We start from the raw sequence: 17,627 nt of genomic DNA on the forward strand, positions 1-17,627 counted from the left end.
GACAAGCTGGACCACACCATGTCCTTCATGTTCGAAACCCGCTTCCCACAGCATCTGACGGCCTTCGCCGCGACCGAGGCCCCCTTGCAGGACGACTATATTGACTGCTGGTCCTCGCTTGAGAAAAAGTTCGATGGGACACCGGGAAGGAAATAACCTGCCATGAGCTTTGATATCTGGATCACCTATGTCGCCACCGTCCTGCTGCTGATGAGCACTCCGGGGCCGAGCCAGCTCTTGATGCTGTCGAACTCGGCCACCAACGGGCTGCGCCGGGGCGTGTTCACGGCTGCTGGCGATCTGACGGCGAACCTGTTGCAGATGTTGGCGGCGGGTCTCGGGCTTGCCGCGATTATTGCAGCCTCGGGCACAGCGCTGACTGTGATCAAATGGCTGGGCGTCGCCTATTTGGTCTTTCTCGGTGTCAAAGCGATTGTCAAAGCCAAACCTCAAACAGCGCACACTGCACAGCTGGCCAGCCGCAAAACCTTGTGGATGCAGGGCTTCATCACCTCAGCCGCCAATCCCAAAGCAGTTGTTTTCTTTGCTGCTCTGTTTCCGCTGTTCATCGACGGCGCTCTGCCCTTCTGGCCGCAATTCGCGATCCTCTCGGGCACATATCTGATCATGGACGGGTTGTTTCTGACCTCCTACGGAGCAAGCGCCAGTTGGTTAGCTACGCGGCTCAAAGGGTCTGCGCGGTTATGGCTGGACCGCGCGGGTGGCGGGTTCATGATTCTGGCTGCCGTTCTGCTGGGGCTGAAGTCCCTGCGAGACGCTCAATAAACCAAGACAAGGATCAAAAGATGCCTTTGCTGAAATCCTGGGTAGCCTCGGCCAATGACGCGGCCCATCCATTTCCGTTGAACAACCTGCCCTACGGGGTGTTTGCCCTTGGCGAAGAAGAGCCCAGATGCGGCGTTGCCATTGGGGATATGATCCTCGATGTCACCGCAGCTGAGGCCGAAGGGCTGATCACCCTGACCGATGAGCCGCTTTTCGACCTGCCCTTCTGGAACCCTTTGATGGAGCAAGGCCCCGCCGTCTGGGCCGCCCTGCGCGACCGCCTGACCACGCTTCTGTCCGAAGGCGCGGCGGAAGAAGAGGCGGTCGCCCCCCTGCTGGTGCCGCAAAGCGCGGTTGTCATGCACATGCCCTTCGCGGTCAGCGAATACACCGATTTCTACGCCGGCCGGCATCACGCCTTCAACGTGGGCTCGATGTTCCGCGACCCCGAGAACGCGCTGCCTCCGAACTGGCTTCATATTCCCATTGGGTATAATGGTCGGGCATCGTCGGTCGTGGTGTCGGGTACGGATATCCGGCGCCCGTGGGGGCAGCTGAAGTCGCCCGATCAGGACAAACCCGCCTTCTTGCCCAGCCGCCGCTTCGACTTTGAGCTTGAGATGGGGGCAATCGTTGGCACTCCGTCCGACGGCCCGATCTCGGTACAGCAGGCGGACGATCATATCTTCGGCTACGTTCTGCTGAACGACTGGTCCGCCCGTGACATTCAAGCGTGGGAGTATCAACCCCTTGGGCCGTTCCAAGCCAAGGCCACGGCCACATCAATCAGCCCATGGATCGTGACCAAACCGGCGCTGGAGCCCTTCCGCTGCGACACACCCGAGCGAGAATTCGAGTTGCTGGATCACCTGAAGGATTGCGGCCCTATGCTCTATGACTTTTCGCTTGAGGTGACGCTGGCCCCCGAAGGCCAGACTGCGACCACAATCACCCGCACGAATTACAGCGAGATGTACTACTCCGCCGCGCAACAATTGGCCCATCACGCCAGTTCAGGTTGCCCTATGAATACCGGGGACCTGCTTGGGTCCGGCACGATTTCTGGGCCGACGCGAGACACACGAGGCTCGCTGCTGGAACTCAGCTGGGGCGGCAAAGACCCGTTGAACCTTGAGACTGGTGAGGCCCGCAGCTTCCTTGAGGACGGAGACACGCTCACCCTGTCCGGTTCCGCGCAGGGGGATGGCTATACAATCGGGTTCGGGACCTGCCATGGCACTGTGCTTCCGGCGCTGGAGGACCCTCTCAAACCCTAAGCCATGCCGCACAGCACCTGTGTGCCGGTGTTGGTAGGATTGAGGACCAAGACCGCCTAGGTTGGTTGCATCCAAGCAATGAGGCCCCCGATGTCTGAGATCACCGGCTATCACGCCCATGTCTATTTCGACGCCGACACACAGGATTTAGCGCAACAGATTTGCGAAGAGGCCGCCCGCCTTTTTCCGGTCCAATTGGGGCGTATGCACGCGCGCCCGGTTGGTCCGCATCCGAGGTGGAGCTGCCAGCTGGGCTTTGCCGCCGACGCGTTCGATCAGGTCATTCCGTGGTTGATGCTCAACCGGCAGGGCCTGACGATTTTCACCCATGCTGAAACCGGCGATGATCTGGCCGACCACCGGGATCACGCCGTGTGGATGGGAGAGCTTTTAGATCTGGACCTGTCGATTTTCGACAAGGCCTAGATCGCTTTGCGTTTGATTTGAACCGAAATACGCTGCCTCTCCCTGCGGCCGAACGCGCATTTCGGTAGCTTTGCCTCAGATAAAACGCAAAACGCTTTAGCCCAACCCCCGCGCCTGATCCCGCAGCACGAATTTCTGAACCTTGCCGGTGGATGTCTTGGGCAAAGTCCCGAACACCACCGTCTTGGGCGCTTTGAAATGGGCCATATTGTCCCGGCAGAACGCAATCAGATCGGCCTCGGTCGCGCTGGCCTCAGGCTTTAGCTCAACGAAAGCACACGGGGTTTCGCCCCATTTCTCATCTGGACGAGCGACCACGGCGGCCTCCATGACGGCAGGGTGCTTGTAGAGGACACCCTCAACCTCGACGGATGAGATATTCTCGCCGCCCGAGATGATGATGTCCTTGGACCGGTCCTTCAGCGCGACATAGCCATCGGGGTACATCACCCCCAAATCGCCCGAGGCAAACCAACCGCCGTTGAACGCCTTGTCGGTTGCATCGGGGTTCTTGAGATAGCCTTTCATCACCACATTGCCCTGCATGAAGATCTCACCCATGGTTTCGCCATCGGCGGGCACAGGCTCCAGCGTTTCGGGATCGGCCACCATCAGCCCGGACAGCGCCGAATAGCGCACACCTTGCCTTACTTTTAGAGCGGCCCGTTCGGCTGGGTCCTTCTGGTTCCACTCATCCTTCCACGCACAGACGACCGAAGGGCCGTAGGTCTCCGTCAGGCCGTAGACATGGGTCACCTCGACGCCCATTCCCTCCATCGCTTCGATCACGGCAGCTGGCGGCGGGGCACCGGCGGTCATCACTTTGATCTGGTGGTCGAAATCCTTGAGGTGATCTGGGGCATGCGCCAGCATGTTCAGCACGATAGGTGCGCCGCAGAAATGGGTGACTTTCTCCTCCCGGAAGGCGGTATAGATCGGCTCGGCCCGAACCGCGCGCAAACAAACCGAGACCCCGGCATTCAGCGCCATGGCCCAGGGGAAACACCAGCCGTTGCAGTGGAACATCGGCAGGGTCCACAAATAGACCGAATGCTTCGGCATACCCCAATCCAGCAGATCGGACTGCGCGTTCAAGGCGGCTCCCCGGTGGTGATAAACCACGCCCTTGGGGTTACCGGTCGTGCCAGAGGTATAGTTTAGCGTAATCGCATCCCACTCATCCGCGGGCAGAGACCAGTCAAGCTCAGGGTCGCCTTCGTCCAGCAGGGCGTCATAGGTCAGGCTGCCAAGGCGTTCGCCACCATCAAAGCTAGGATCTTCGATATCGATGACCAGAAGGTCATGATCGACCTGCGGCAGCGCCTCTTTGACGACGGCGGAAAACTCGGGGTCGACCAGCAGCACCTTGGCCTCGGCATGGTTAAGGATGAAGGCGATGATCGGCGCATCGAGGCGCGTGTTGATCGCGTTCAGAACAGCGCCGGCCATGGGAATACCGAAATGGGCCTCATAGAGCTCGGGGATGTTGGCAGCGATGATCGAGACGGTATCGCCCTTGCCCACCCCACGGGCCGTCAGGGCGCTGGCCAGACGGCGACAGCGCGCATAGGTCTGTGCCCAGCTATAGCGGCGGTCTCCATAGACGACGGACGGGTAGTCGGGATACACCGCCGCCGTCCGTTCGATGAAGCTGAGCGGGGATAGCGGCGTGTAATTCGCACGGTTCTTATCCAGATGACGCTCATACATATTGGCTGCTTGCATCCGCCAACCCTCCCAATTCGCGTGTGTCGCCACATGACCATAAACACGAGGCTGTGACCATCTTGTAGAAATACGACAACTGGCGGGGCTCTGGCGATACGCTATGATGACATCTGGCCCTATATTCGCGACCCCATTCGCGGTGATCTGGGCCATCGCATTTACTTGCTATCGTGGGACCGATCCCACAATCTGCACACCGCATCAGACTGAAAGGACATGTCATGGACGGCACGTTCAACGAAAACGATCTTTCCCGCGTGGTCGAGGCCGACCGCGCCCATATCTGGCACCACCTGATCCAGCATAAACCCTTTGAAACAAACGATCCTCGCATCATTGTCGAAGGCAAAGGCATGCGTGTCTGGGACCAGAAAGGCAAAGAGCATCTGGATGCGGTTTCTGGCGGCGTCTGGACGGTGAACGTCGGCTACGGCCGCGAATCCATCTGTAAGGCGGTCTATGATCAGCTTATGAAGCTCTGCTATTTTGCGAATTCGGCAGGGTCGATTCCCGGTTCGATCTTTGCGGAGAAGCTGATCGAAAAGATGCCGGGCATGAGCCGCGTTTACTACACAAACTCAGGCTCCGAGGCGAACGAGAAAGCCTTCAAGATGATCCGTCAGATCGCGCACAAGCGCTATGGCGGCAAAAAGACCAAAATCCTGTATCGTGATCGCGACTATCACGGCTCGACTCTGGCGGCGATGTCAGCGGGTGGTCAGGACGAGCGCAACGCGCAATACGGCCCGTTTGCTCCGGATTTCGTGCGTGTTCCCCATTGCATGGAATACCGCAAGCACGAACTTAACGGCGCGCCGGAGGAAAACTTTGGCGAGTGGGCTGCCGACCAGATCGAAGAGGTCATCCTGCGTGAAGGGCCAGACACCGTTGGCGCGCTGTGCCTTGAGCCGGTGACCGCAGGTGGCGGCGTGATCGAAGCACCCGAAGGCTACTGGCAGCGCGTACAGGAGATCTGCAAGAAGTACGACGTGCTGCTGCATATTGATGAGGTTGTGTGCGGCGTCGGTCGGACAGGTACCTGGTTCGGCTACCAACAGTATGGCGTGAAGCCTGACTTTGTCACCATGGCCAAAGGCGTTGCCTCGGGCTATGCGGCCATCGCCTGTCTGGTCACCACCGAAGAGGTCTTTGACATGTTCAAAGACGACGCGGCGGATCCGATGAACTATTTCCGTGACATCTCGACCTTCGGCGGCTGCACCGCTGGTCCGGCCGCGGCGATCGAGAATATGCGCATCATCGAGGATGAGAACCTGCTGGGCAACTGCGTCGAAATGGGCGATCGCATGATGGGTAACCTGCAAGCGCTGATGGAGAAGCATAAGGTCATCGGCGACGTGCGCGGCAAAGGCCTGTTTCTGGGTGCCGAACTGGTTGCAGACCGCTCCACACGTGAACCGATGGACGAAAAGAAGGTACAGGCCGTTGTGGCAGACTGCATGGCGCAGGGTGTCATCATCGGCGCGACCAACCGCTCGCTGCCGGGTCGCAACAACACGCTGTGCTTCTCGCCTGCTCTGATCGCGACGGCGGATGATATCGACCAGATCACCGATGCGGTCGACGGCGCGCTTGGGCGTGTGTTCGGCTAGAGAATGAAAAACGGGAAACCGGGCGTTCCTGCGCCGGTTTCCCTTCCTCCGGGCCGCAAAATTTTTTGCGAACCAGACGATCAGACACACCTCTTGCTCTTGCGTATCAACCGGCGCAGACTTGCATGCAGAGGAGTGTACCATGACACCCAAAACCTCAGACACGGAACCTTCGGGCGATATGGCGTCGCCGCAAGGTGCAGCGCTCAAGGTCAACACAGTAAGTGCGCAAGACATCAAGGACTCGTTGAAGGCGGGCGTGGCGGACTTTCTGGCCCGCCCTGTCATGAGCGGGTTTTTCGGCCTGTTCTACGCCGTTTTTGGCCTTGTCTTTGTGTGGTGCCTGATTTGGCTCGGCAAGGTCTGGATGATCATTCCGGCCATTGTGGGTTTTCCACTGGTTGCGCCCTTTGCCGCTGCCGGGCTTTATGAAATGTCCCGACGATTGCAGAACGGGGAACAGTTCGGATGGTCCGATATCTTGACGGTGATGGCCAATCAACGCAAACGCGAGATGGGCTGGATGGCCTTTGTCACCCTGTTCATTTTCTGGGTATGGGTCTATCAGGTGCGCCTTTGGTTGGCGATCATCCTGCAGAATGCGTCCTTCTCGGACTTTGACGGGTTTCTGAACACCGTCTTCTTCACACCCGAGGGCTGGACGTTTCTGGCAATTGGCACTTGTATCGGCGCGGGCCTTTCGGCCGTGCTGTTTTCGGTCACCGTTGTGGCCATGCCGCTGCTTCTGGACCGAGAGACCAACTTCGTATCAGCCATGCTGACCTCGATCCGAGTCGTCACCGAGAACCCGGTGGTGATGCTGGGTTGGGCAGCAATCATCTCGGCAACCATGCTGCTCTCGCTGATCCCGGCATTCTTGGGCCTGATCTTCACCCTGCCGATCCTTGGTCATACCACGTGGCACCTGTATCAGCGTGCCGTTCCTCCGTCCGAGAATTGAACGGGACCCCTGGGAGGGAAAGGCACATCCAAAACAAAAAGGACCGCCCCAAATGGGACGGCCCTTTGTTCACTGTCTCTCTTTTCAGAGATCAGGCAGCCAGAGCAGCCTGAGCTTTGGCGACGATCGCACCGAACGCTTCCGGTTCGTGTACGGCCAGGTCAGCCAGAACTTTGCGGTCCACTTCGATACCGGCCAGGTTCAGGCCGTTGATGAAGCGGGAATAGGTCAGAGCCTCGTCATGGCTACGCACAGCAGCATTGATACGCTGGATCCACAGTGCGCGGAAGTTGCGCTTGCGGTTTTTGCGGTCGCGGGTTGCATACTGGTTCGCCTTGTCGACGGCCTGACGGGCAACCTTGAAGGTGCTCTTGCGGCGGCCATAGTAACCTTTGGCGGCCTTGATGACCTTCTTGTGACGGGCGTGAGTTACGGTTCCACCTTTAACGCGGGACATCTCTTAATCTCCTCTTAGCGGTCGTAGGGCATGTAGCCCTTGACGATCTTGGCGTCGGGGGCGGACAGGGTGGTGTTGCCACGGGCATCGCGGATGAACTTCTTGGTCCGCTTGATCATGCCGTGCCGTTTGCCGGCCTGGCCAGCAAGGACCTTACCGGTCGCAGTCACCTTGAAGCGCTTCTTGGCGCTCGACTTGGTCTTCATCTTAGGCATTTCCGTCTCCTTTCAGGGTTCGGTACTAAACGCGACTCGGCATGCCATCTCGGCCGGTCACGCGATCAGATGCGCCGTTTACGCAAGTTCAGTCATACTGGCAAGGGGGTTTGGCCCAGAATCTGCGCTTTTCGCAGTGGCCAATGCACCGGGGCAGCACAGGGCCGCCCCGGTGAAGTGTTTAGTGGCTGAATTTGCGGATTTCGCCGCTCTTCAGACGCTCGGAATAGGACGCCAGCTCCTGGCGTACCACTTTCATCAAGAAGTAGAGCGCAAAGACGTTCACAACCGCCATCGCAAAGATCGCCGCATCCGAGAAATCGATGACCGGGCCAAGGTTGGCCGCCGCACCAATGACAACGAAGATGCAGAAGATGATCTTGAAGACCAACTCTTTGGTGTGGCCTTCGCCGAACAGATAGGTCCAGGCCTTGAGGCCATAGTAGGACCAACTGATCATGGTCGAGAAGGCAAACAGAACCACAGCAATCGCCAGAATGAACGGGAACCAGCTGAACGCGCTGCCGAAGGCCGCCGAGGTCAGGCTGACGCCGGTATTGCCATCGACCGTTGCAATCGCGTTGCCCGCTTCGTTCAGCATGTAGTTGCCGGTTGCCGGATCAACGATCAGCTGCTGGGTGATGATGATCACCAGCGCAGTCATTGTACAGATCACAACCGTGTCGATGAACGGCTCAAGCAGCGAGACGAAGCCCTCGGTGATCGGTTCTTTGGTCCGTACGGCTGAGTGCGCAATCGCAGCGGAACCCACGCCCGCTTCGTTCGAGAACGCCGCACGACGGAAGCCCTGGATCAGCGCACCGACCATACCGCCAGCAACACCGAGGCCGGTAAAGGCGCCTGCGAAGATCTGACCGAAGGCCCAGCCGATTTGGTCTGCATGCATCAGGATGATAACCAGCGCCGCCAGTACATACATGACACCCATGAAGGGCACGACCTTCTCGGTCACGCGCGCAATGGATTTCAGGCCGCCCACGATCACCGCAAAGACGATGCCCGCAAAGACCAGACCTGTGATCCAACCCGGATAATCTCCGACAATCCCGGCAATCTGCTGGTGCGCCTGATTGGCCTGGAACATGTTGCCCCCGCCTAATGCGCCAAGGATACAGAAGATCGAGAAGAGCACGGCCAGGATCTTGCCACCCGGCAGGCCCAGCTCGGCAAAGCCCTTGGACATGTAGTACATCGGGCCACCCGAAACGGTGCCGTCTTCATATTCGTTGCGGTATTTCACACCCAATGTACATTCGGTGAATTTCGACGCCATGCCCAGCAGGCCCGCGACGATCATCCAGAACGTAGCTCCCGGCCCACCGATCCCGATGGCAACCGCCACACCGGCGATATTCCCAAGACCGACTGTCCCCGACAAAGCGGTGGCAAGGGCCTGAAAATGGCTGACCTCACCCGCGTCATTGGGGTCGGAGTAATCGCCTTTAACCAAGCTGATCGAATGTCCGAAGAATCGGAATTGCACAAATGCAAAATAGAGCGAGAACACAGTGGCCGCGACGACCAGCCACCCCACGATCCATGGGAAACCAGTGCCCGGAAACGGCGCGAAGATAAAGCTAACGAAGGGGCCGGTAAAATCTGCGAAAGCCTGATTGATCTTCTCGTCCAGACCCGGCGCCTCTTGCGCGAAAGCGGGGCCAGACATCAGAGCCATGGTCGCACCAAGGCCCAGTTTTTGAAGCATATTCATCCTAATCCCTCCGCTCAGTTCACGACCGTGACAGGCACGTCGGCATGCATGACCAAGTTCTGAGTCGAGCTACCAAACAGCCGTTTCTTGAACCCATCCGCCGAGGCGCGGCCGACGATGATCTGAGTGCCGCCGTTTTCGACCGTGATCGCGTTCAGCGTCTCGGCCACGTCGCCATGGCGCACGATGCCGTGCGCTTCGAACCCATCGGCCTTTAGCGCCTCAACCGTAGGGGCAATGATCCGTGAGGTGGCCAGTTCGACCTCTTCCTCGCGCCGCTTGTGCCGTTGGGCGTTTTCTTCCGGTGTTTGGAAAGTGAAAGGGGACCATTCGATGACATAAACAACCAGCATTTCGCATGAGCCAATCCGCCCGGCCAAATCCTTGGCAAAGGCGATAGCGCGCTCTCCGGTTTCTGTCCCGTCCAGTCCAATGACAATCTTTGTTGTCATGACGTTCCTCCATTTTTTTTCTGGTTTGACCGGGACCCGTGCCCCCGGTAGGGCGACCGGAACCTGGAACTATCTGAGATGATCGCCCTAAGGTTCAGTATCCGGCAAAATCACCAAAAAACAGAGGTATTTTTGCTGGATACAACCCTACGGGCATCTTCCCCTTGAAAACAAACAAGAAAAGCCGCCTAAAAATTAGGCGGCTTGAGAGTTCTCAATATGATCCTTCCTGAAATCCGGGCAAACTCATCCCGGATCGGTGTTGTAAATCAGACGCTCGTCACAAGGGGCAATACGCAGAATATTGGTGGTTCCGGGGACATTGAACGGAACGCCTGCGGTAACAACGATCTGGTCGCTCTCGGCGGCGAAGCCCCCAGCGCGCGCGGCGCGGGCCGCATTGACCACGGCCCCCTTGAACCTCTCAAGTTCGGGCGTCATCACACAGTGGCAACCCCAGCTCAGGCACAGACGGCGGGCGGTTCCCGTTGCTGGCGTCATGGCGATGATCGGCACACCGGGACGTTCACGCGCAGTCAAAAGTGCTGTGGTGCCGCTTTGGGTGAAACAGCAGATCGCTTTGATGTCGGTCTTTTCCGCGATCTCCCGCGCGGCTGCCACGATACCGTCCGCGATGGTCGACCCTTTGGCAGTACGCGAGGCGGCGATGATCTGCGTGTAGGTCGGGTCGGCCTCGACCTCGATGGCGACCTTGTTCATGGTCTGCACGGCCTCGATCGGGTACGAACCTGCCGCAGATTCCGCGCTGAGCATGATGGCATCCGTGCCTTCGTAAATCGCAGTTGCTACGTCCGAGACCTCGGCGCGGGTTGGCATCGGGCTTTCGATCATACTCTCCAGCATCTGGGTCGCGACAATCACCGGCTTGGCCGCACCACGGCACTTGCGAACCAGACGTTTCTGGATCGGGGGCACAGCCGAAACCGGCAACTCAACCCCCAGATCGCCGCGCGCCACCATGATCCCATCTGATGCGTCGAGAATATCGTCAAACGCCTCTACCGCTGCGGGCTTTTCGATCTTCGACAGGATCGACGCCCGTCCATCCGCCAGCGCACGCGCCTCGAACACGTCCTTGGCCCGCTGCACAAAGCTGAGCGCCAGCCAATCCACGCCCAGTTGGCACACAAACTCCAGATCGTCGCGATCCTTGGCTGACAAGGCTGCCAGTGGCAGCAGCACATCAGGCACGTTCACACCCTTGCGGTTCGAAATCGTCCCTCCGACTTCGACAGTACAATTGGCGAAATCCTGACCGCAATCCTGCACGGTCAGACGGATCTTACCGTCATTGACCAGCAACCGCGCACCGGGTTCCAGCGCCGCAAAAATCTCGGGGTGTGGTAGGCAGACACGGTTGATGTCTCCGGCCTCGGGGTCGAGGTCCAGCCGGAACGCCGCGCCCTCTACCAGTTCTTCCGCATCATTGGCAAAAACCCCAACACGCAGCTTCGGGCCTTGAAGATCGGCCAGAATCGCGATCGGGCTGTCCAGATCCTTTTCCACCTGACGAATAATTCGATGCCGTTCGCGGATCTCGTCATGGCTGCCATGGCTCATGTTCAGGCGAAAGACGTCGGCCCCGGCCTCGTGCAACGCCCGGATGGTGTCATAGTCATTGGACGCCGGTCCCAGCGTCGCCACGATTTTTACATTTCTAAGGCGTCGCACTGGTTTCGCTCTCCTCAATCCCACGGTGATGCGGCAATGTTACCGCAAACAGTATGGGGGTGGTTATTGCGCAATTCCCTTTTGGAAGCAACTGCCATACACCTGCCGCAAACTTGATGACAGGCTCATGACATACACTCCGTTTTTTATCCATGGCGAGGATCGCCCGTCCCGATGGCTGATCACCTGCGATCATGCGACCAACACCGTCCCCCCCGAAATCAACGGCGGGGATCTGGGATTGCCGCGCGAAGATATGGAACGCCACATCGCCTATGATGTCGGCGCCTACGAGGTCTCGAAACATCTGGGCGAGATCCTGAATGCGCCGGTCATCGCAGCCAATTTCTCGCGCCTAGTGATTGATCCGAACCGGGGTGAGGACGACCCGACCCTGCTGATGAAGCTCTATGACGGTTCGATCATTCCCGGCAATCGCCACGCTGATGCAGCCGAGCGTGAGCGGCGTTTGGACATGTGCTACCGCCCTTATCACGACGCGCTTGGGAGGTTGGCCGCCCTGCCCCATGCGGTGATCGTGTCTATGCACTCTTTCACCCGCCAACTCCGCGGTCGGGAACCACGGCCTTGGCATGTTGGCGTTCTGCACACCCCGGATGAGCGCTTCTCACGCCCTCTGATCAACCGCCTGATGGCCGAAGACGATCTGTGCGTCGGCGTGAATGAGCCCTATACCGGCGTTCTGCCCGGCGATGCCATCGACACGCATTGCACCTCGCACGGTCGACCAAATGCATTGATTGAGCTTCGCAATGATCTGATCGCGGATCACGCGGGACAGCGGGCCTGGGCAGAAAGGCTCGCAGTGATCCTTCAGGATGCGCTAACAGACAGCGGCCTTTGATCGCACGTTGTTGTGAGCTGCACCTTCAGCCCCCACATTGGAGACCGGGAAGGAGGCGACCATGACACAAGAGTTGCTGACAAGTGTTTTTGGCTGGATGGCGGTACTGAACATCGTCGTTTTGCTGTTCACAACCGTTATGATTGTGCTTTTGCAGGACTGGATTCTAGGGGTTCATGCCGGAATGTTCCGAATGGAGCGGCCTGATGTAGAGCGCGCCTATTTTAGGTATCTGGCCAACTACAAGATCCTCACTTTGATTTTCTCCATCATTCCCTGGCTGGCCTTGAAACTGGCCTAACGCTGAGTCAGTTGAAACACGCACATCAGAGCGTTAATTCGGAAACAGACCGCATCCACTTATTCGGAGCCAGACCATGGACAAGCAAACCGAAATCGAACTTCAAGCCGCAGCGTTCCGTCGGCTGCAAAAGCATTTGATGGAAGATCGCACCGACGTTCAGAATATCGACATGATGAATCTGGCCGGGTTCTGCCGCAACTGCCTGTCACGCTGGTATCAGGAAGCGGCCAACGACAAAGGCATCGAGATGGGCAAAGACGAAGCTCGTCAGATCTTCTACGGCATGACCATGGATGAATGGAAAGCCAACTACCAGACCGAAGCCAGCCCGGACAAACAAGCCGCCTTCAAGGTCGCGTTTGATGAGAATGTCACGAAGAAGGGCTAAGAACTTGAAACCACGCGGCCAAACACTTAAGACTGATGATCAATTCCTATGCGGAAGCACCCCAAAGCACTCTGTGATGCGTGCTCATGTTTTTCGAGTTTAGGTTGATCTCTGAACAAGCCGTTTCCGCTCGTGATGCTTCCACAGTGCTTTCAGTTGGGTTGTCGCAATTAGAAACACCGCGCGGACGCGGCATTCAAGCTGTTATTATCTGACCCTAAACATTGGTTGCGGTAGTATGATTTGAACCTACGACCTTCAGGTTATGAGATAGCTTACGCTCACCTATACCAACTACGCCGGAAGGCGCGGATTTAATCTATCTTATTGGAATCATTTTTAATTTTGGCGACCAGCACGCCCCGTTTCTACCTCCTACGCCATGAAACGCTTCCCGTTACTTCCACAATGCTTCCATGGGGCGATGACAGCGAAAGGATGAGGGATGCCCAAACTGACCAAGCCCGCGGTAGAAGCCTTACCAGTTGAGGCGAAATACTACTTTGTCTGGTACAGCCAGATTGCCGGGTTTGGCGTCCGCGTCATGCATCCGGGGCCAATAACCTATGAAGCGCGGTATCGGAAAGATGGACGGACACGGCGTGTTTGCTGTCCCCGCCTTCCGGTTGCTGATCCTGACCGGGTGTCGCCTCGGCGAAATCCAGACGCTGCAATGGCCCTTCACTACAGATGCAGGAATGGAGCTTCCAGACACCAAAACAGGCGCGGCGCATTCCTCTACTACAAGCGGTCCGAGCGGTTCTAAGCGCCTTGCCACAGCTTCGCAACAACCCTTGCGTCATTTCCGGGGCTAGCTCTGGCCATCGCGCCACCAACCTGCAAAAGCCATGGCGTCGCATACTAAACGGGCTGGGTCTGCACGATGTCCGCATTCACGACCTGTACCATACCTATGCGTCAAATGCCGTATCGTCGGGTGTGCCAATCCAAATGGTCGGGCGATAGCTGGGTCACAGTCAGATTCAGACAACCATGCAGTACGCGCATTTAGCTTATGATCCTGTACAGCCGGCAGCGGAGGAAAACACAGCGCGCTCAATACAATCGTAGGCTCACTGAAACCCAACCATGATCTCCGCCTAGCTAGGTAAAACACTCGACGCGACCAGCCCCCTAAACGTTTACTTACACGTACTAAATTACGTGTAGCGTCTACGTATAAGGTACATACGAGTTTTCTCACTTCCCGGGGTATGCGCGGGACCGTGTTTACAACAGGAAGGGAAGACCACAATCCAAGCCGATCTCTCAAATGACCGCTTGGAGCCCAAGGCGGTCATTCAGTTCGAGCGAAACGAGCATAAATTGATCGAAATTCTTTAATGAGTCTGCGGTCCGCAAATTTTCTTTTCGTTGGACTACTTTCGGTACCAGCTTTGTGGCTTGGGCTTCCATTTCACATAGGTTTGGTCGCCAGCTACACGGTTTCAGATCAGGCTACTTTGACTGGACTGGGAAGACGTCAGATAGAGAATAGGAAGCCGCAGAGATGCGCCTTTCTAACCCCGTCAATTGTAGCATCGAACGATCAAAGAAAAACACGCCGTGTTGCCCAATAAACCAGCCTAACTCTGGTCCGCAATGGCAAGCGCAGTTTTGATCGCCTCCGCAAGTTCTCTAATGGCGAAATTCGGTGTGCTGAGCTGACGAACATGTTCCATAACTTCAAGTCCACGTCGCCATTCCGCACCGCCATAGCCTGCCCGCGCGGTCTCTATGCCTTCAGCGATGTGGCGTGCCCTGAATGACTTGATCAAATATGGATAGTCCGTTCCAAGGTAGAATTCCGCGTCATCTGTTTGCCTGTTGACCAAGATGTTCGCCCCCATAGCCGCGGCGAAGAAGCCCTTGGTGAAAGGCTTTGAAACCTCTCGGCTCGCACTTCGAGGCCGGACACCGTAGTGCATCGGATAATCAGTCATTTGCTGCAGCGCTTTAGTATAATCACTCTGATCCTTATAAGTTAGAACTTGGACCGCTCGCGGGTCGGGCGGTGCAATCATCTTTCTTGGGTTCCCAAGATAGCCAATTCGAAAATCCGATCTTGAAGCCGCCGAAACAAGAGTAATCCGCGGATCGGCGTGATGGGTCACATGGACAACGGAAGACCCGGAAACACCTTCCTTTGCAAGACGTGTATTTACGCGCCGGCAGCCTACACGGGACGCAAGTATATGTGCATGGTAAATCCCTAGCTCGTCTGTTTCAGGGACACTGTCTACGTGATCCGAGCACATGCCGGCAGAGGTCTCTCGCAGGGCAATCATGCGATCACGTCCAAGAAGGCGCAGGCTTGTTTGAAGTCCTATGACAACTGCACCTTTAGCATGTCGAACAAATTCTTCATGCTGTTCGGTAAAGCGTGGTTTGGCAAGTGCTACCGTCTCAACTTCATAGGTGTCGGAATACACTTCGGCCAAGAGTTTGGCATTTTGCTGCACTCGAGGCACCACCGATCCTTGATTGCGACGCCAACGTGGAAAGGCGAAAATAACACGCTGTTTCATGGAGTTACGATGGATGCTTCAGGCAAGGCAAGTTCAGGACGGTGCAGGTGTGCTGCTATTGGGAAACTGGCACGTACTTCGTCCAACGCGCTGGAAAAAGGAAGTTGCTCGAAGAAGCGTTCAATACCAAATTCGTCAATTTCCATATCCTGATAGTGCGAAACGATGTCGTCTAGAGACGTCCCAATCTTCAAGTACGATTGCTTCGGATCTAGGCCAGTGATCGCTAATAGTCCCGTCGGTGCCGCGTCAAAGGCAGTAAGCTTAAGATCGGGCCGGTGTTCCTGCAGTATCGGGATCAATTTCCATACATCGCCTGTCCAAATTTCTGGTAGCGAAGATAGATCGCGGGTCGTCATCTTTGTGTTTCTTGGAAAGCAGTCGTGAACGAAAATCACACCATCGAGAGCCATTGACCGTTCGGTATTCAGTACATCCCTTAACGCGTACTCGAAGAGGTGCATCCCATCGATGAAAGCTACGGAAATTTTCGCGCCCAGCCGTTCAAGTCTCCCCTTTGCGAAAAAAGTATCACTTTCCTCTTGGTAGAGAAGCATTTCCGGTTTTTTGCCCAAAACTCCAGAAGAAAGTCGAAAATGTGGATCAACCCCGATCGTCTTTCCCTGAACCATGGACAGGATTGTTCCCTCCCTGCAACCAATCTCCAAATACCAATCGAAGATGTACTTGCTGTGAAGCCGGCGAAAGAAGCGCCGATAAGGAAAGCCCTTTGCTGGACTAAACATTGAACACACCTTCCAAAAGTTCTAGCGGCTTCGAACCGCAATCGGGCAGATTAGTAACCCGGCTTGTACCGTTCACTCCTTCTAGCGACAATTCAGCTTTTCGAGTGCAAATGCAACTGCTTGAGGACCGGTCCAGCTTAGTTCTTCGAGGCAGGAGCAAAGCGTTCGGCGTTCTCAGCTAGAAAGACACCCTTTACGCCTGAACCGATATACAAATCTCACCTTTCCATCCATTTGATGCTCTCAGCGGTTCTTCTTTGATAGTATCAATTCGAAGTCACGCTTGATATCGAACATATCCTGTTAAGCTAAACGGCCATCGGCTGAAATCGCATGGTCTTGTCGGAGCTGATCCGCGACCTCGTCCCGAAAGTTTTTAACGGAGACTGAAACCCTCGGCTACCCGATGAGGCGGTTGATTGACGAAGCCATGGGAGCAAGCGAGCTCCGTCGAGCCGATCCAATCCTCGTAACCAACCAACTCTTGGCGCCAGCAAACAACTTCTTCTGGCCGGAGTTTTCAATGCGAGAATCCTACTCCCAATGACGAACTGGACGACTACGGCGTCATATTTCTGGCGCACTACAAAGCGGGCGTTTGGTTAGTCACCAGAATGGCAGGTTCGTCCACATACCAGCCATTTCCTAAGCGTCGGAACTTGGCTGCGTCACTTGTTTCCTCTAGCAGCAAAAATACCGATCACGTCTCTGCAATATTTGGGGTGAACTTACTCAACCTGGACCCTACACCGAGTAGGTTTTTTGACCACGCGAACAAGATGAGGTGTGCGTGACCGACAGCATGGAGCTTCGAAAGAATTCCCGATGGCATGCAAATTCTGTAAAAGTGGACACGGCCCCTTATTACAAGACTGAATGGTATTCGACGCTTTCTGTGTCAGAGCATGCGCACCATTCAGAAATGGCGTGTGACAGGGTTTGGCCCAAAATTCTATAAGTCGGGCCGCTCTACCGCCGTGACACCTGCTGGAATGGGCCGAGGCGCGTCGCTACGGCAACACCAGCAGCTACACCGCAGCCTGAGTTTTGCCCGTGCGGGGTCGGCAGCGCAGTGCGGGATTTTTGGACCGGAGGGGCCCTGTAGGGGCTCGTGCGAAAAGGTCCTACACCCCTTTGCTCAAACGTCACTAGAAAGGCACTGCGCCATGCCAAACCGGCCTACACAGAAAATTCAAAATCGGTCTCATTACCGCCATCATCAGGGACAATGAAGGCTTTTTTTCCGTCGATATGTCCCGCACATACAAGACCGATACCAGTGAATCGCGCAATTCGACCAGCTTCCACCATTCGGACTTACTCGCTGATATTGCTTCAAGATAAGGTAGCATTCGCCTACGCGGCCCAATCGGAAGTCCGATCTCAATCAGATCGTTCTTCGTTAGAATAGGAAGATCCGATACGCGAACATCTTGCTTTTTGAAAGCCTCTGCGTA

Annotated in this window: 19 protein-coding genes; 9 read left to right on the top strand and 10 right to left on the bottom strand. The window is 56.4% G+C overall.

The window, feature by feature from the left end:
* The 4 genes from ACR0NO_RS21850 to ACR0NO_RS21865 all read left to right on the top strand — a co-directional run.
* Window positions 1-156: homogentisate 1,2-dioxygenase domain-containing protein (locus tag ACR0NO_RS21850; RefSeq protein ID WP_480725681.1), on the top strand; the 156-nt coding region annotated here is incomplete at its 5' end.
* Window positions 157-162: 6 nt separating this feature from the next.
* A complete protein-coding gene (locus tag ACR0NO_RS21855; protein WP_480725661.1) occupies window positions 163-786 on the top strand; it encodes a LysE family translocator in 624 nt (207 codons plus the stop codon).
* A gap of 20 nt (window positions 787-806) precedes the next feature.
* Window positions 807-2,063 carry a fumarylacetoacetase gene (gene fahA, locus ACR0NO_RS21860; RefSeq protein ID WP_480725663.1) on the top strand — a complete coding sequence of 419 codons (1,257 nt, stop codon included), beginning with the start codon at window positions 807-809 and terminating at the stop codon, window positions 2,061-2,063.
* 90 nt (window positions 2,064-2,153) lie between these two features.
* The gene (locus ACR0NO_RS21865) at window positions 2,154-2,489 is read left to right on the top strand and encodes a DOPA 4,5-dioxygenase family protein (RefSeq protein ID WP_480725665.1); all 336 of its coding nucleotides are present in this window, start codon (window positions 2,154-2,156) and stop codon (window positions 2,487-2,489) included.
* 96 nt (window positions 2,490-2,585) lie between these two features.
* On the opposite strand, the gene ACR0NO_RS21870 is transcribed toward ACR0NO_RS21865, so the two are convergent.
* Window positions 2,586-4,214 carry an acyl-CoA synthetase gene (locus ACR0NO_RS21870; protein WP_480725666.1) on the bottom strand — a complete coding sequence of 543 codons (1,629 nt, stop codon included), beginning with the start codon at window positions 4,212-4,214 and terminating at the stop codon, window positions 2,586-2,588.
* A 224-nt stretch (window positions 4,215-4,438) separates the two neighbouring features.
* On the opposite strand from ACR0NO_RS21870, the gene ACR0NO_RS21875 reads away from it, so the two are divergent.
* Both ACR0NO_RS21875 and ACR0NO_RS21880 read left to right on the top strand, forming a co-directional pair.
* Window positions 4,439-5,830 (top strand): aminotransferase family protein, encoded by a 1,392-nt coding sequence (locus tag ACR0NO_RS21875; RefSeq protein WP_480725668.1) that lies wholly within the window; start codon window positions 4,439-4,441, stop codon window positions 5,828-5,830.
* 142 nt (window positions 5,831-5,972) lie between these two features.
* Entirely contained in the window at window positions 5,973-6,791 is an 819-nt protein-coding gene (locus ACR0NO_RS21880; RefSeq protein ID WP_480725669.1) for a DUF2189 domain-containing protein, read from the top strand.
* A gap of 91 nt (window positions 6,792-6,882) precedes the next feature.
* Here ACR0NO_RS21880 and rplT read toward each other — a convergent pair whose 3' ends face one another.
* The 5 genes from rplT to pyk all read right to left on the bottom strand — a co-directional run bounded on the left by rplT (window position 6,883) and on the right by pyk (window position 11,339).
* A complete protein-coding gene (gene rplT / locus ACR0NO_RS21885; protein WP_008756009.1) occupies window positions 6,883-7,248 on the bottom strand; it encodes a 50S ribosomal protein L20 in 366 nt (121 codons plus the stop codon).
* A 14-nt stretch (window positions 7,249-7,262) separates the two neighbouring features.
* Entirely contained in the window at window positions 7,263-7,463 is a 201-nt protein-coding gene (rpmI, locus tag ACR0NO_RS21890) for a 50S ribosomal protein L35 (protein ID WP_010443552.1), read from the bottom strand.
* 181 nt (window positions 7,464-7,644) lie between these two features.
* Window positions 7,645-9,195, bottom strand: a complete 1,551-nt coding sequence (locus ACR0NO_RS21895; protein WP_170380992.1) for an alanine/glycine:cation symporter family protein — start codon at window positions 9,193-9,195, stop codon at window positions 7,645-7,647.
* Window positions 9,196-9,209: 14 nt separating this feature from the next.
* Complete coding sequence (locus ACR0NO_RS21900) at window positions 9,210-9,647, bottom strand: universal stress protein (RefSeq protein ID WP_170380993.1); 438 nt, start codon at window positions 9,645-9,647, stop codon at window positions 9,210-9,212.
* Window positions 9,648-9,893: 246 nt separating this feature from the next.
* Window positions 9,894-11,339: a pyruvate kinase gene (pyk, locus tag ACR0NO_RS21905; protein ID WP_170475104.1), complete on the bottom strand. Its 1,446-nt coding sequence runs from the start codon at window positions 11,337-11,339 to the stop codon at window positions 9,894-9,896.
* 127 nt (window positions 11,340-11,466) lie between these two features.
* Here pyk and ACR0NO_RS21910 point away from each other — a divergent pair, with 127 nt between their 5' ends.
* The 3 genes from ACR0NO_RS21910 (at window position 11,467) to ACR0NO_RS21920 (ending at window position 12,896) form a co-directional block, all read left to right on the top strand.
* Window positions 11,467-12,204, top strand: coding sequence for an N-formylglutamate amidohydrolase (locus ACR0NO_RS21910; protein ID WP_480725671.1), 738 nt, complete (start codon window positions 11,467-11,469; stop codon window positions 12,202-12,204).
* A 61-nt stretch (window positions 12,205-12,265) separates the two neighbouring features.
* Complete coding sequence (locus ACR0NO_RS21915; protein WP_480725673.1) at window positions 12,266-12,505, top strand: DUF6868 family protein; 240 nt, start codon at window positions 12,266-12,268, stop codon at window positions 12,503-12,505.
* A gap of 76 nt (window positions 12,506-12,581) precedes the next feature.
* Entirely contained in the window at window positions 12,582-12,896 is a 315-nt protein-coding gene (locus ACR0NO_RS21920) for a DUF1244 domain-containing protein (protein ID WP_170556692.1), read from the top strand.
* A gap of 542 nt (window positions 12,897-13,438) precedes the next feature.
* Here the strand turns inward: ACR0NO_RS21920 and ACR0NO_RS21925 are convergent.
* From ACR0NO_RS21925 to ACR0NO_RS21940, 4 genes are all read right to left on the bottom strand, one after another.
* Window positions 13,439-13,570, bottom strand: a complete 132-nt coding sequence (locus ACR0NO_RS21925) for a hypothetical protein (protein ID WP_480725674.1) — start codon at window positions 13,568-13,570, stop codon at window positions 13,439-13,441.
* 912 nt (window positions 13,571-14,482) lie between these two features.
* Window positions 14,483-15,424, bottom strand: coding sequence for a hypothetical protein (locus ACR0NO_RS21930; protein WP_480725676.1), 942 nt, complete (start codon window positions 15,422-15,424; stop codon window positions 14,483-14,485).
* Complete coding sequence (locus ACR0NO_RS21935) at window positions 15,421-16,170, bottom strand: class I SAM-dependent methyltransferase (protein ID WP_480725677.1); 750 nt, start codon at window positions 16,168-16,170, stop codon at window positions 15,421-15,423. Before ACR0NO_RS21935 ends, ACR0NO_RS21930 begins: the two co-directional genes overlap by 4 nt.
* Window positions 16,171-17,318: 1,148 nt before the next feature.
* The coding region (locus ACR0NO_RS21940) for an SAM domain-containing protein (protein ID WP_480725679.1) at window positions 17,319-17,627 on the bottom strand (309 nt) is incomplete at its 5' end.

This window comes from Ruegeria sp. CL3 (assembly GCF_056536505.1).